Below are 14,309 nucleotides of genomic sequence, written 5' to 3'. Positions count from 1 at the left end.
CAGCCCCACACATGACAACCGGAGGACGATTATCATGCCCAGTCACTTTTTTTTCTTGGGAGGAATTGTTTTCCTGGCTGCGCAGTTCTTCGCTGTTCAGCCGGCAAATGCTGTTTTGGGGGAACCAGCCACTTCCATTGCATCGGATAAAGAGTCTCTCGGGGGCTTGCGGATTGCCAAGTCAGCCGGCGACGGCTTTGAGGTACAGGAGATACAGTCGGAAGCCACTTCGGTGCGGGAATACGTCTCACCTGACGGAATTGTTTTTGCCGTTGCCTGGAATGGCTTGGTCCATCCCGATCTTACCCATCTCCTCGGGTCCTACGCCTCTGAATATCAGCAGGCCTTGAAAAAGGTTCCCCGCAAACCGGGGCGCCGAAGCCTGCAGGTAACCTCCAGCAGGGTCATCGTCGAAAAATGGGGCCACATGCGGAACCTGCAGGGACGCGCCTATGCACCTGATCTGTTGCCGGCGGGGGTGACCATCAATGAGATCCGATAACCTGCTCTTTCGCTCCATGCTGATGCTTATTCTCGCTCTGGCCATGGGTGGCTGCGGCGACAGCGGAAACAGCAACGCAGCACTAGCGCCGAAAGCTCTCCTCTCCATCGCCGTCACACCATCGGCGCATTCCCTGAGTACGGGACAGACCCAGCAGTTCTCAGCTACCGGCACCTTTTCCGACGCACGTCCCAGGATCTCACTTCTGCGGCCGCATGGTCATCCGCAGATGCGGCTGTGGCAACAATAAGCAACGCCGGTCTTGCCACAGCAGTCGCTGCCGGGTCTACGGCCATTACCGCAACATCCGGCGACGTCCAAGGCTCGACCACTCTCACTGTAACCTCCGCGGCCGGGGTAGCCGGGGTCGCCGAGCGCAATGTCATGCCGGTCACCGTCAACGGCTCGCTCTGTTCGGCCAACTCCTATCCCAATAAACCGTGCGTCGCCGTTACGGTCTGCATCCCCGGCACTACCACCTGTACAACCATCAACGATATCCTGCTGGATACGGGAAGTTTCGGCTTGCGTCTTTTCAAGCAGCCCTTGGGGCTCGAATTGCCCGCCGCACCAGGCGCCTCGGTGCATTGGCCGAATGCATTCAATTTGCCGACGGCACCTCAGAGTGGGGTCCCATCCGCATGGCCAGCGTCACCCTCGGCAACGAGCCGGCAATCAACATCCCGATCCATGTCTTTGATACCTCCTTTGGCACACGTTCCACCGCCTGCTCGATGCCGATCCCGATCCGGCTACAGCCGGGTTCAACGGCATACTCGGGGTCGGGCTGTTCCCACAGGACTGCGGAAGCAGATGCGCCAACGCTGCCGCCAACGGCATGTATTTTTCCTGCAACGGCACTTCCTGCGTCGGTACTACCGTGGCCGTTGCGACCAGGTGAAGAATCCGGTCGCCTTCCTCCCCCAGGACAACAACGGCATACTCGTCCGATTTCCAGCCGTTTCCGCAACAGGGGCGCCTTCGGTAGACGGCAGTCTCATCTTCGGCCTCGGCACTCAACCAAACAATACACCGACGGCAGTTAAGACCTTTGCCGTCAACCAGTTCGGGGAGATAACCACCGTCTTCAATGGAGTCTCAAACGGCAGCTTCATCGACAGCGGCTCCAATGGCCTCTTTTTCCCCCAGCCGGCCCAGCCGTCGCTTCCCCCGTGCCCTTCCCCCTTTGCCGCCTGGTACTGTCCGCCAGAGGAACTGCCCCTTTCCGCCACGGTCATTGCGGCGGCCGGCGTCCCGACGGCAGAGGTCCCGTTCCGGGTCGGCAATTTCCTCAATCTCACCGCCACAGGAAACAGGGTTTTCAATAATATCGGCGGCCCCTCACATGGCAACATCTTCGACTGGGGCTTCCCTTTCTTCCTGGGCAGGGATGTCTTCATCGGTATCGAAGGAAAAGGGACCAATCTAGGTGAGGGACCCTTCTGGGCATTTTGAAACAGATCTCAATCCTGCTGCCGCACAGGGTCCGTTGATGGACCCTGTGCGGAATTTTCAGAGTAGTTATCGAAATTATTCAATCTAATGAACCACCACCTCAACCGACTTTACACCAGCAGTAAAACTTTCACCTTTATATGGACGAAGTAATCTCTTCTTGTATAAGGGTTTCAGGTTGATCCTATTTAAACCATCCCGCAGAACAATTTCTTGCTCCACAATTACATCATCAACTGGAAGCACAATCCTAAGCTGGTGTTTGCCCGGAGCTAGGGCAATCTGCTTACTGAATTGATATCTCCAGCCCGTCCCACTTTCCGGCACGTTGGAATCAATTGGTGATATTTCTTCCAAGACCGGCTCAGTCTCAAGCACCGTTGCCTGACCATCAATATTCAGATGAACGGTAAATGGAGGGTCGTTATGCTTGTTGTAAAACCACAGGAACCGTGAAGAAATACTTTTGACGGAAAATTTGATATCCGCAATAGCTTTACCCAACGGGACCTCCTTACCAAGCACGTCAGTAAAGACATCCTGTTTACTTCCAATCGATGCCTTCGCAATTAGCCCCCGGCTGTTTGCACATCCGCTGATCAGTAAACTTGCAATCATGATCATGCATGCAAAATGCAACACAGTTTTCATACTGTGGGTCTCCTTGTAATAATCGAGCTGTCAACCGTTATTACCGGTGTGCCCCTCCCCCGCGATGGGGAGAGGGGCACAGACATTACTTCTGTTGCTCTTTTCCGAACTTCAGATAGAGCGAGGGCAGTACCACCATATTCAGCACGGTCGAGCTGAGCAGCCCCCCCAGAATTACGATGGCCAGCGGCGAAAGGATCTCGTTGCCCGGCTTGTCGGCGGCAATGGCAAATGGCACCAGTGCCAGACCGGCTGCCAGTGCGGTCATTATGACCGGTCTGAGACGCTCCATAGAGCCCTGCAGCACTGCTTCTTGCAAGGTTTTCCCATCTTGTTCCATCAGGTGTTTGTAGTGGGAAATCAGCAGAATGCCATTTCGTGTTGCTATGCCGAACAGGGTGATAAATCCCACCAGCGAAGCGACACTGATGACCCTTGAGGTGAAATAGACGGCTATTATGCCGCCGATAAAGGCAAGCGGCAGGTTGACCATGACCAGAAACGCATCTCTGAAACAACGGAATTCAATATAGAGGATCAGGATTATGAAGAGCAGCGAAACGATACTCAGCAGGCCGATTGTCCTGGTTGCCTCTGCCTCGCTCTCAAACTGTCCGCCGTACTCCACGTAGTATCTCCGGGAGCTTGACCTTCTGCTCGATGTTGCTGCGGACATCCTCAAAAACACTGCGCAGATCACGTCCTGCCACGTTTGCCTGAACGACAATCTTGCGTTGAGCGTTCTCCCTGGTGATGGTATTCGGCCCCTTGGCGGAAACGACCCGAGCTACGGTGGACAGGGGAATCTTGACCCCGGTCGGGGTGTCGATCATGACGTTTTCGATGGAACCGGTACTATCACGAGCCGTATCTGGAAACTTCACCACTACGTCGAACCCTCGATCTCCTTCCAGGGTACGGGTCACGGCCATGCCGGCGGTGGCAGCCTCCATTGCCTCCGCAACACCAGACATGGTGAGATCATACCGAGCCATCTGGACCCGGTCCGGAATGATCCGGACCTGGGGGATGTCCTTCTGCTGTTCAACCGACAGATCCGCCAGGCCCGGAACATCGGCAATGGCGCCCCTGATTTCTTCCGCTGTAATCCGCAACCGGTACAGCTCGGGACCATAGACCTTAATGGCGAGGTTAGCCATGGTGCCGGACAGCATATGGTCGATCCGGTGGCCGATAGGCTGGCCGAAGGTAATGGTAGCAGGCATTCCGGCCATTGATTTGCGCACTTCCGCCATGACATCGCCAAGTTTGCGGTCCTTCATATCGAGCTTGGCCTCGATCTCCGTCATGCTTGCCGCCTTGCCGTGCTCATCCATATCACCCCGACCTGTTCTGCGGGCCGTTTTCTTGATGTTAGGGTGTGCCAGCAGCTTTTTTTCCACCTCCAGAGCAATGGCCGCCGACTGTTCCAATGAGGTTCCCGCCGACGTAACGACAACCACCGTCAGCGCCCCTTCGTTAAATGCGGGGAGAAAGGAGCGGCCTGTCATGGACAAGGGAATCATTGCCAAGCAAAGGCCACCACTGATCCTGCAATCACGAGTTTAGGCCGGCTGATTGCCAGGTTGAGCATGGGGCGATAGAGGCGCTGCAACCAGCGAACTGCGGCACTTTCTTCCTCCCGCTCCAGGCATTTGGCCCGTGGCAACAGGTAGGAGCAGAGGGCCGGGGTCACCGTCAGGGCGACAATCAGCGACGCGCCGATTGAAACCATGTAGGATATTCCGAGCGGCCGCAACAGCCGACCCTCAACGCCCGTGAGAAAGAAGAGGGGCATGAATACCATAAGAATGATCATGGTCGCATTGACAATGGATGCACGGATCTCTTTCGACGCCTCGAAAATCACCATGCGCGACGGGGATCGTGTGCTTTCCGGTTTCAGGCGATTTTCCTGCAAACGCCGAAAAACGTTTTCCACATCGATGATGGCATCGTCGACAATGACCCCGATGGCGATGGCCATTCCCCCAAGAGTCATGGTGTTAATGGAGATGTCGAAAATCCGCAGGGCAAAGATGGCAAACAGCAGCGACAATGGCATGGCGGTGATAGAGATGAGGGTGGTCCGCACATTGCCCAGGAAAAGGAAAAGGATGACGATGACCAGCAGCGCCCCCTCGGTCAAAACTTTCTTGATGTTGTCTATGGCCCTCTCGATGAAATCTGACTGGCGGAATATGTCGGTCTCCAGCTTCATACCGGCAGGCAGACTTTTCTGCAACTCAGCGAGTTTCCCTTCCAGGCGCTTGGTCAGTTCAAGGGTATTTGCGGTAGGATGCTTCTGAATCGAGATCACCACCCCGGGTTTGCCGTTGGCCGAAGCGTCCCCATACCTGAAAGCCGGGCCAATGACAACCCGCGCCACATCCCGAACCAGAACCGGCACACCGCCCCTGGCAGCCACTACAACCTGCTCCAGATCGGCTGTGGTGCGGACTCTGCCCACGCCACGAATCATGTATTCCTGGCCGGTCTTCTTCATAACACCGGCGGCAAAGTTTTCATTAGCTCCCTTGAGCGCCGTAATTACTTGCCCCACTGTGACGCCGAAGGCTTGCAGACGTTGCGGATCAAGTTCGGCCTGATACTGGCGGGTGTCACCGCCGATATTGGAAACCTGCGAGACCCCCGGTACCGCCAGAAGTCGCTTGCGGATAACGAAGTCAGCGGTTTCTTTCAATTCCATGGTGTTATGCTTGTCGCTGACAAGGGCCACGTGCATGATCTCCCCCATGATTGAGGAGATCGGGGCCAGTTGGGGAATCGCATCAGCAGGCAGAACACCGGCCAGTGATTGCAGCTTTTCATTGACCACCTGGCGCGCCTTGTATATATCAGTTCCCCAGGTGAACTCGACCCAGACGGTGGAGAGACCGGCTACCGTATAAGAACGGACCCGGCGCACGCCGCTGGAGCCGTTGACGGCACTTTCAATCGGATAGGTGACGACCGACTCCACCTCTTCCGTGGCCATGCCATGGGCCTCGGTGATGATGGTAACCGTCGGCGCGGTCAGATCCGGCAGGACATCCACCGGCATCTTCATGGTTATATAGGTCCCGACCAGCAGCACCAGCAGTGACGCCACAACGACGATCAGCCGGTTCTCCAGGGCCAGGCGGATTACTTTATCGAGCATGAATGTATCTCCTTGTTTGTCTCTGAAATCAGGATTACACCGATCTGTAGGGGCGGCCCCATGTGGCCGCCCTGATTGGGCAACCACTGGGGTTGCCCCTACAAAAATTGTCATCGGGGCTTCAATCCGGATCTAGTGGGCATGGCCCTGGTCTGCGCCACCCTTGGCAGCAGACTCGGCTTGTTTGACGTAATAGGCGCCACGGGTCACTACCCGCTCATCACCCTTGAGACCTGAGGTTATCTGGACAAATCCGCCATCTTCGACGCCGACCTTTACCTCCCGTCGATCAAAGGCCTCCCCCGACGGCTGGATAAAGACGAACCAGCGGGCCTCGTCTTCAATCAGAGCATCCTTGGGCACGGCCAGCGCGCCGGCAACAGAGCCGGTCCGAATGGCAACATTGGCAAACAATCCTACCTTGAGGCGCCCTGATTGATTGGGCACTTCAAACAGTACCGGCAGGGTTCTGGTCTGGGGATCGAGCATGTCGCCGACCGACACCAGACGCGACGGTTTGAATTCATCAGTCAAGCCGGCAACGGTGAAAGTGGCATTGAGCGATTTGCCGGCTGTGGCGATCTCGCTCGCGGGAAGATTTGCTTTGAGCCAGAGAGTGCCGGTATTGACAATACGCAGGATTGGTTGTCCCGCCTCAACCCCTTTGCCGGCCCCGGCAGTCACCTCGACCACCGTGCCGCTCACCGGTGCACGCACCGCAATCCGACCACTTCCTTCTCCCTTGACACTTCCCATGGATTTTTCAAGAGGCTCAAGGGCCGACTTCGCACTGGAAAGTGCCAGCTCCGCTTCCTCCACTCTTTTCAGCGGGGCTATTTTAGCGTCATGGAGTCGCTTGGCCCGGTCGTACTCCTTTTGCGCAAGTGCAACCCGGTTTTTTGCTTCGGCATAGGCCGCTCCCAACTGGCCGATGCCGCCATCCGGCCTGATCGGAGGATCGATCAGGGCGACGACTTCACCTTTTGCAACTTTTTTCCCAATGAACGGCAATTGTTTGGTAGTCGAGACAATGCCAGCCAAAGGTGCGGCAACCGTTGCTTCGGCGTTCGACACCGGCACCAGCTCCCCGGTCGTGGTAACGAAGCTGCCCAGATCTTTCTTGACCGGCTGGGTTACCATGAAGTCCACGACCACTGTTGTTCCTTCAAATAGGCAATTGCTCCCTTACCGCCTGCATGTCCTTCTGCCGGTTTCTCACCCTTGTTCAATACCTGTACTTCAGATACCGTGATTTCGTCGGCGAATCCCTTCCCGTCAGTGATCAGTTTGAGCGAATATTTCCCGGGATTGGCAAGGGTCGCCTCAGCCTTGTAAATACCGGCGCGGGTCGGGGCCGGCATGGTGAAGGTTACCGGTTCGCCGGCAGATGGAGTGAATACCATTTTCAGTCCCCCTTCAGTTACCGGCTTGAAATCGGCAAGTCTGGTGAGATGGATCAGAAAGCCCGTCTTTTCTCCGGCCACCGGCGGATCATATTCCATAAAAAGTTCGCTCTTGGCGGAATAGGCGGTTACCTTGATTGGTTCGGCTTCGTCTCCGGCAGCAGCGGCGGGCGCATGTTCCTTGTGATTACAGCCTGACAGTGTGAACAGCAGGACCAGTACTATACCCATATATTTCATGGCAGTTTTGTAGATGCTCATTTATTTCCTCCGTCCACTTTCTGTAATTCGACTCCCACCGCGGCCTCCAGTTTTGCGACCGCCGTGTTCCAGCTGTAGAGTGCTGTAAGATAGCCGTCATTTACCTCGATAAAATTCTTCTGTTCCTCGATCACTGCAAGAATCCCTACTTCACCAAGGCGATACGCTCCTGGACCAGTTTCAGGTTCTCAGTGAGTTGTGGGATAATTTCCTCGGCATAGATATTCAAAGATTTTTCCGCAGAGGCGAGACGCGCGTGGGCAGCTTCTACCTCCCTCTCAATGCCCTGCCTGACGAACGCTTGGCGTGTTTCAGCACTGCTTTTTCTGGCCTGGGCTTCTCTTACGCCTGCCTGGTTTCGGTCAAAAAATTGAAGGGGGACAGAGAGCTTCAGACCGATCAGATAGTCGGTATCTTGCTCCTGGAGGCCTCCCAAGGAAGTCTCCGACCTTTCCCAGCTGAAACCGACTCCAGCCGTCACATTCGGCACCCGTTCGGCCTTAGCCAGGGAGAGTTCAGCTTCACCTTTGTTCTTTTCCGCTTCAGCAGCTCCCAGGTCAGGGCGATTTTGCAGGGCCATAGCCTTGAATTCTGCAGGATTTTCAGTGGACGGCTTCGTCTCCGGATTGCCGGTAATCTTCAAGTCCGTCAAGGCAGGCGTCCCCATAAGCGAGAGTAGTTGCTGCCGGGCCGGCACGAGTTCGCGCTCCGCCTCGATTTTTCGTCCTTCACTGCGGGCGGTTTCGACCCTGGCCAGGTTTACATCCAGTTCCGCAACATCACCGGCGGCCAGCCGTTCTTTGGCAATCTGCAACAATTCTTTGTTCAGTTCCTGGGACTTTTGTGCCAGCTCAAGACGGCTTTCCACTAGAAGAAGATTGTAGAACCCGGTCTTCACCTCCAGCAGCAGCAGACGTTCCGCATCCTTGATCCGGTTCCCGAACCGTACAAGTTCGGAGTCAGCCACGGCCAGCCGCTTCTCACGTTTACCACCGAACAAGAATTCCTGGGATACGCCGATGCCCAGACGGTTTTCGGACGAACTGCCGGTAAGGGCGCCGGTGGCGCCTTCCAGATCCAAAACAGGATTGGGATGGAGCCGGCCTTGATTTTGCCTGCGTCGCCGATTCCCAACTCTTGGCGGAGCGCTTTCAGTTCCCCGTTGTGCTCCCTGGCAATGGTGATGATTTCCTGTAGATTAATGGCATATTCCTCTGCCCGAAGTGGCGCCGTTGCTGCACAAATTACTGCCGCCATTGCGACGACAGACGTTAGTCGCTTCATTACACTCTGTTTCAATTGTTCCTCCCTGGTTGCGCTAAGGTATGACTTGTCCTGAATCCAACCACGTAACTGTGCCAATATCAGCATCATTGAATTACCTCAGCCAACAGCAAGGTAATACGCATGCAGAAATGCCTTTGTAATTCTGGCCAAAGCCAGGCCCACTGACACAATTACGGGGAATTAAGTTGTAGTATTTCGAGAATTATGGACTGGACGCAGAACGACCTCAGGAAGAGTGTCGTTTTAGGCGCATGTGTAGCGTGTCAGCCTTCAGGCGAGGTTATGCGGGGGAGTATCTATAGCCAGAAATACTTCGGGGATGAATTGAAAAGATTCTAAATTGAGGTGAGGAAGTTCATGGGGTAAGGGAAGACGATAAGCGGTTTGGGCTGCCAGAGAAACGTAGGTGTGATGGTCGCAACTGAAATGGTCATGGTCGGTGCTGGGATGGTCGTCAGGTGGACAAACCGGGCAGTGACCGGAAGTTTCGACGTGCAAAAATCCTATTGAGATTTTGTGGGGGGTGGAAAACCCTGCTTCCTCAATTTCATGGGCAACAGAAAATACGGTATTGATGGAAAGACAGGCCATTACCATTATCAGGGTTAATGCAGTGATTTTTCTGAATTTCGAATTCAAGCGTGTTTACGACCTCAACCCTTTTAATGAGTAGCTATTGCAAGAGATTAAATTTTTGCAGCGTCTGTGTCAAGCAGTAAAATGCGAGAGTGGCAAAGCCTGTAAAAAATAGTGCCTGACAGGCTTTGCCACTCGTATCGACTAATTTATCAGAACAATGAATGCTCAAATGAAAGATAGGCGAATGCGCCATATTCTCCTTTGGAAGGACCGAAACCAATGGGAAACGCAACGCCCGGCACAATCTGCAGTTTGCCGATGTCGATTGCATACCGAAACCCGGGGCTTACGAGTAGTGAGTGTTCATCGGCGGTTACCCCTTTTCCCTGCACGGTCTGTTCTGTACCTCCTACTATTTCGAGCATCAGGTTCAGATTTTTCGAGGCTAGAAAATTGCGCTTGCGCCGTAGTTAGTCGCAACCGTGTCGGCCTTGGCTCCTGCTGCATCCTTGCTGTCAGGGGTAAAGGTAATGCCCATGTTGTAGTGGGTAACCCACCGTTCGGCAAGTTTCACGCTCAGTGGAAAGTTGACTGATAACCAACTGTGCCGGTTCCCAGTCCCTTCTTCTCATCACCGGTGGGAAGGATGAGAGAGAAGCGGGGCGCAAAGGCGATGCCTTCCTTCAGAACTGCCTGATAGCGGTAATTGATCGCCACATCTCCAAATCCTGTGTCGTCTTGTCCGCCCCCCCTGATCCTCTCGACCGGGATGGTGTATGAAAGCTGATGATCCTGTTTCGGCACCGGCCATTCTTGAGTGAAGGTAAACAACGAGCTGTCACCCTTCATGTGCTGGTAGGTGAAAATGTGTTGGATTACCCCGTCCTCTTGGTTGTATGCTTCTTCGATGAGGAAAGAGTTGTCCTGAATTTCGCGGTACTCGGCGCTGAACGCCGGAGCCACACTCAACATAACCATGGCCGCAACAAATGATAGCTTTTTCAATTTGTTTTCCTCCTATTGGATTTTCTCAGCACAACACGGCAAACCGGTCCATGCTGTAGTTAATTCTAATGGTTTATTTCGGCACAACCCCGCAAAACTGAAGTGAATTTAGCATCACCGAAAGAATGGGAGGATATTTTATTTATTACTGAAGTCGGCAGATATTTGACGGAAATTTAGTATACTCTAAAATGTTAGATCAATTTAATTCTTGCCCCCCCTGGAGATCTACCATGCTGATCAATGTCATCTATCGCGACGGCAGCGTCGATATTGTAAATTCTTCTTCACTGAGCCACCTGATCAAAAACGGGGAAATCTTCGCCTTCTGCCGGTCCGATGGCTGGACACGCCTTGACCGGGACCCGGTCCGCAGACAGAAGCTCCCCTTCGACGGGCCGGGGAAGAGGGTAAACGATCTGATGGAAGACTACTATGGCTGACCAGGAAGGCCTCCAATGCTAGGCTTACTGCCGTAAGAGTCCACATCAAGATCATTGCACCCTTCTTTCATTCAAGGGAAGGAAGTTCGCGGGGTCGACTGCCCAATAATTTTCAACATCCTGGCAATCTGCAACAAACCTTCTGCAGCACCAATTCCCACAAATCTGCAGCTTATACCCCTCCTAATTAAACTGCGTTTTATTCTCAAGATTCCCATGGCGCCGCCGATAACTCTCTACAAATACTTAAAATGGCTGCGGCTCTGCGAGGAATTATGCCCAAGAAAAAGCTCCTGCACAAAATTCTCGGAATTATCGGTCTTACCCTTTTCGTCGGCTTTGCCGCCATGGGCATACTGGCCCTATGGCTTGAGTACTCAGCCACCATGGACCTGCAGATGAAAAACAGCCGCAACATGGCGGCGTTTATCATCCACAATATCGATGAGTACATGATGAAAGGGGAATCCAAGGCTGTGGAGGGCTTCCTTAGCAAAATAAAGGAGAAAAAATTCGCCCTTGATATGCGAATCTTCAATGGCGACGGTAAAGAGTCCGAACAATTGGAAGTACCAGCCAATAAGGATGTTGTTGCTGCCTTGGCCAGCGGCAAAACACTGGAGCTGAAGCAGAAGGAAAACGGCATTCACACCCTTAGATCTGTGGTGCCCGTGCCCAACGAGGAACGGTGCAAGCAGTGCCATGATGCGGAGCCCAAATTCCTGGGGGCCATCGTCCTCACCACCTCCCTTGAAGAAGGGTTCAACAGTGCCCTCAAGCTTACCTGGATGCTGACTGCTGCCGGCATATTTTTCTTCCTGACCATGCTCATCACCCTCTATTTATTCTTCAAAAAGACGATCATCAAAGACCTTATTGAATTCGCCGATAAACTGCGGGTCATTGCCCGCGGCGAGGGGGACCTGACCAAGGAGATATCCATCCGCTCCCAGGATGAAATCGGCTCACTGGCAGAGGAGATCAACCATCTGATCTCGAAACTGCGAGATATTATCGCTTCCCTTTATGTACAGGCAGGAAACATTTCCGTCTCCATCTGCATGGTCTCCAGGGATACTATAGGCACCGAGCAGCCTCAAGCGCCCAGAAAGAGCAGGCCATGTCAGTTGCCGTGGCCACAGAAGAGATGGCGGCCACCCTTAATGTGGTCGCCGGTAACACCCATCGGGCGGCAGAGCTTTCAGCCCAGGTCGATGCCGCGGCAAGCGACGGAATGACCGTGGTCGATGAAGCATGCAGCAGCATCAGGATGGTCAACGAAAATGTGACGGCAACCCTGGGAACTGTTATGAAACTGGAAACCTCGTCGAAGAAAATTGGCGAAATTATCGTGCTCATTGAGGACATAGCAGACCAGACCAACCTGCTTGCACTCAATGCTGCCATAGAGGCGGCACGCGCCGGAGAGCACGGCAGGGGATTTGCCGTGGTTGCCGATGAGGTGAAGAATCTGTCGGCAAAGACTGCTGCTTCCACCAAGGAAATTGCCAAGATCATCGCCGATATCCAGAGCGAAAGCCGGGATGCCGCAGCCTCAATTATTGAGGAAAAACAGCGGGTCGAGGAAGGGGTGGACAAATCGCTGGCAGCGAAGGATTGTCTGGAAAAAATCCTCCTCTCCGCCTCCGAATCGTCGGATATGATCAACCAGATAGCGTCGGCCACGGAAGAACAGAGTGCGACGGTCAACGAGATCGCCTCCAGCATCCATAATGTGTCGTCCTCGGCTGCCGAGGTTTACGGGCAGATGCAAAAAAGCAGGGCAGCATTTAACGAGCTCACCGAGGTGGCGGAAAATATCTTTACTACCGTGGGCAAGTTCAACGTGGGAAACCATCACGACGCCATGAAGGGTTATGCCTGCCGGTTGCGGGATGAGGTGGTGGCAGCACTGGAAAAGGCTATCGCCGAAAACAGGCTTTCCATTTCAGATCTTTTCGATCGTAATTACAAGCCGATTCCCGGCGCCTCTCCCCAGAAGTTTACCACCCGCTTCGACAGTTTTTTCGATCAGGCCATCTCTCCGATCCAGGAACGACTACTGGCAGACAGCGAGGATATCAACTTTGCCATTTGTGTCGATGATCATGGCTATTGCCCGACCCATAATCTGCGCTACACCAAGCCTCTCACCGGCAATCCGGAGACAGACAAAACCGCCAACAGAACCAAGAGAATCTTTGACGACCGCACCGGCATCAGGGGAGCACAGAACACAGAGCCCTTCATCCTGCAGACTTACATGCGGGATACCGGCGAGATCATGAACGACATGTCGGCCCCCATCATCATCGACAACAGGCACTGGGGTGCGGTACGAATCGGCTACCAGTCCAGATAAACGGACCAAAGACAGAAAAAGGCCGCCCTGTAAATGGGGCGGCTTTTTTACACCTGCGTTCAGTTGCGGTCGTTCATGGTTGTTGTTGAATAAGAACCGTTTCCTAAGTACACTGGTGAAGATCAGGCATGGCGTAATTGCAGCGTTGTTGTTGAAGAAGAACCGTTTCCTAAGTACACTGCTCCGGCATTGATTGAGTTTTCGTTAGGTGTTGTTGTTGAAGAAGAACCGTTTCCTAAGTACACTTGAAAACAAACTGTCCGCAACGCCAACAAGTTGTTGTTGAAGAAGAACCGTTTCCTAAGTACACTATATCAAGGGGTTTCAGTTCCGGTTTCATAGTTGTTGTTGAAGAAGAACCGTTTCCTAAGTACACTTTGCCACTAATGCGGTCACCAAGCCCCATGGTTGTTGTTGAAGAAGAACCGTTTCCTAAGTACACTTGGGGCAAGTCCACCGCCGCCATCTACGCCGTTGTTGTTGAAGAAGAACCGTTTCCTAAGTACACTTCCCTCATTGGTTGATGTATCGTACATTCAGTTGTTGTTGAAGAAGAACCGTTTCCTAAGTACACTCTGGCGGAGTACGAAAAGCTCGCCGAGACCGTTGTTGTTGAAGAAGAACCGTTTCCTAAGTACACTCTGGACCGCCTACTGGGACAACGGCGCCAAGTTGTTGTTGAAGAAGAACCGTTTCCTAAGTACACTGTAGTTAAGCTGCGGCCTGGTCTTCAGTTCGTTGTTGTTGAAGAAGAACCGTTTCCTAAGTACACTTTCTCCTTTCTCTCGGCCTTGATCTTGTTGGGTTGTTGTTGAAGAAGAACCGTTTCCTAAGTACACTAGGATTCCGGCCTGGGACGCCTCCACAGGGGTTGTTGTTGAAGAAGAACCGTTTCCTAAGTACACTGGAAATTTTGAGTGGGCATCAGATCACCCTGTTGTTGTTGAAGAAGAACCGTTTCCTAAGTACACTTGTTATATTTGCCGCTCTCTGTTTACACAGTTGTTGTTGAAGAAGAACCGTTTCCTAAGTACACTAACAAGGGTTTGCTACAAGCTTAGAGACTGTGTTGTTGTTGAAGAAGAACCGTTTCCTAAGTACACTTTCTAGCCATTGCATCAGACCAACCACATTGTTGTTGTTGAAGAAGAACCGTTTCCTAAGTACACTGCAGAAATTGGCGGTTTTGCTGACGCGG

Annotated in this window: 15 protein-coding genes, 2 pseudogenes and 1 CRISPR repeat array; of the genes and pseudogenes, 7 read left to right on the top strand and 10 right to left on the bottom strand. The window is 53.3% G+C overall.

Features of this window, described 5'->3' with window-relative positions; all coding sequences use genetic code 11:
* Positions 1 to 34 precede the first annotated feature (34 nt).
* From JCM15764_RS03260 to JCM15764_RS29255, 4 genes and pseudogenes are all read left to right on the top strand, one after another.
* Positions 35 to 502: a DUF2844 domain-containing protein gene (locus tag JCM15764_RS03260; protein WP_054692580.1), complete on the top strand. Its 468-nt coding sequence runs from the start codon at positions 35 to 37 to the stop codon at positions 500 to 502.
* Positions 489 to 752 carry an Ig-like domain-containing protein gene (locus JCM15764_RS21485; RefSeq protein ID WP_243688256.1) on the top strand — a complete coding sequence of 88 codons (264 nt, stop codon included), beginning with the start codon at positions 489 to 491 and terminating at the stop codon, positions 750 to 752. The genes JCM15764_RS03260 and JCM15764_RS21485 overlap by 14 nt, the downstream gene beginning before the upstream one ends.
* Positions 740 to 1,548 (top strand): annotated as a pseudogene (locus tag JCM15764_RS27740) (DUF3443 family protein). Before JCM15764_RS21485 ends, JCM15764_RS27740 begins: the two are co-directional and overlap by 13 nt.
* Positions 1,442 to 1,957, top strand: a complete 516-nt coding sequence (locus JCM15764_RS29255) for a DUF3443 family protein (RefSeq protein WP_439645250.1) — start codon at positions 1,442 to 1,444, stop codon at positions 1,955 to 1,957. The pseudogene JCM15764_RS27740 and the gene JCM15764_RS29255 overlap by 107 nt, the downstream one beginning before the upstream one ends.
* Before the next feature lie 84 nt (positions 1,958 to 2,041).
* On the opposite strand, the gene JCM15764_RS03250 is transcribed toward JCM15764_RS29255, so the two are convergent.
* The 10 genes and pseudogenes from JCM15764_RS03250 to JCM15764_RS03215 form a co-directional block, all read right to left on the bottom strand.
* Positions 2,042 to 2,608 (bottom strand): hypothetical protein, encoded by a 567-nt coding sequence (locus JCM15764_RS03250; RefSeq protein WP_054692577.1) that lies wholly within the window; start codon positions 2,606 to 2,608, stop codon positions 2,042 to 2,044.
* 85 nt (positions 2,609 to 2,693) lie between these two features.
* Positions 2,694 to 4,119 (bottom strand): annotated as a pseudogene (locus JCM15764_RS25975) (efflux RND transporter permease subunit).
* Positions 4,120 to 4,130: 11 nt separating this feature from the next.
* Positions 4,131 to 5,771: an efflux RND transporter permease subunit gene (locus JCM15764_RS25970; protein WP_054692575.1), complete on the bottom strand. Its 1,641-nt coding sequence runs from the start codon at positions 5,769 to 5,771 to the stop codon at positions 4,131 to 4,133.
* Positions 5,772 to 5,903: 132 nt separating this feature from the next.
* The gene (locus JCM15764_RS03235; protein WP_243688318.1) at positions 5,904 to 6,911 is read right to left on the bottom strand and encodes an efflux RND transporter periplasmic adaptor subunit; all 1,008 of its coding nucleotides are present in this window, start codon (positions 6,909 to 6,911) and stop codon (positions 5,904 to 5,906) included.
* Positions 6,905 to 7,435, bottom strand: coding sequence for a hypothetical protein (locus tag JCM15764_RS03230; protein WP_054692570.1), 531 nt, complete (start codon positions 7,433 to 7,435; stop codon positions 6,905 to 6,907). The genes JCM15764_RS03235 and JCM15764_RS03230 overlap by 7 nt, the downstream gene beginning before the upstream one ends.
* Positions 7,432 to 7,569: a hypothetical protein gene (locus JCM15764_RS21460; RefSeq protein WP_243688254.1), complete on the bottom strand. Its 138-nt coding sequence runs from the start codon at positions 7,567 to 7,569 to the stop codon at positions 7,432 to 7,434. Before JCM15764_RS21460 ends, JCM15764_RS03230 begins: the two co-directional genes overlap by 4 nt.
* 11 nt (positions 7,570 to 7,580) lie before the next feature.
* The gene (locus JCM15764_RS03225) at positions 7,581 to 8,516 is read right to left on the bottom strand and encodes a TolC family protein (protein WP_054692567.1); all 936 of its coding nucleotides are present in this window, start codon (positions 8,514 to 8,516) and stop codon (positions 7,581 to 7,583) included.
* Positions 8,517 to 9,510: 994 nt separating this feature from the next.
* A complete protein-coding gene (locus tag JCM15764_RS03220) occupies positions 9,511 to 9,693 on the bottom strand; it encodes a hypothetical protein (RefSeq protein ID WP_243688253.1) in 183 nt (60 codons plus the stop codon).
* 53 nt (positions 9,694 to 9,746) lie between these two features.
* Positions 9,747 to 9,875, bottom strand: a complete 129-nt coding sequence (locus JCM15764_RS25965) for a hypothetical protein (protein WP_279384238.1) — start codon at positions 9,873 to 9,875, stop codon at positions 9,747 to 9,749.
* Between the two features lie 2 nt (positions 9,876 to 9,877).
* The gene (locus JCM15764_RS03215; protein ID WP_054692562.1) at positions 9,878 to 10,306 is read right to left on the bottom strand and encodes a hypothetical protein; all 429 of its coding nucleotides are present in this window, start codon (positions 10,304 to 10,306) and stop codon (positions 9,878 to 9,880) included.
* A 233-nt stretch (positions 10,307 to 10,539) separates the two neighbouring features.
* Here JCM15764_RS03215 and JCM15764_RS03210 point away from each other — a divergent pair, with 233 nt between their 5' ends.
* From JCM15764_RS03210 to JCM15764_RS21450, 3 genes are all read left to right on the top strand, one after another.
* The gene (locus JCM15764_RS03210; RefSeq protein ID WP_054692559.1) at positions 10,540 to 10,749 is read left to right on the top strand and encodes a GSU3473 family protein; all 210 of its coding nucleotides are present in this window, start codon (positions 10,540 to 10,542) and stop codon (positions 10,747 to 10,749) included.
* 275 nt (positions 10,750 to 11,024) lie between these two features.
* Positions 11,025 to 11,987: a HAMP domain-containing protein gene (locus JCM15764_RS21455; RefSeq protein WP_243688252.1), complete on the top strand. Its 963-nt coding sequence runs from the start codon at positions 11,025 to 11,027 to the stop codon at positions 11,985 to 11,987.
* The gene (locus JCM15764_RS21450; RefSeq protein ID WP_243688251.1) at positions 11,870 to 13,111 is read left to right on the top strand and encodes a methyl-accepting chemotaxis protein; all 1,242 of its coding nucleotides are present in this window, start codon (positions 11,870 to 11,872) and stop codon (positions 13,109 to 13,111) included. Before JCM15764_RS21455 ends, JCM15764_RS21450 begins: the two co-directional genes overlap by 118 nt.
* A gap of 78 nt (positions 13,112 to 13,189) precedes the next feature.
* Positions 13,190 to 14,281: a CRISPR direct-repeat array (repeat unit 36 nt; unit sequence GTTGTTGTTGAAGAAGAACCGTTTCCTAAGTACACT).
* Between the last annotated feature and the right edge of the window lie 28 nt (positions 14,282 to 14,309).

It is taken from the genome of Geotalea toluenoxydans JCM 15764, from assembly GCF_001311985.1.
Taxonomy (GTDB): Bacteria; Desulfobacterota; Desulfuromonadia; order Geobacterales; family Geobacteraceae; genus Geotalea; species Geotalea toluenoxydans.
Note: the sequence above shows the minus strand (reverse complement) of the source record. Positions and strands in the feature narration are given on the sequence as shown.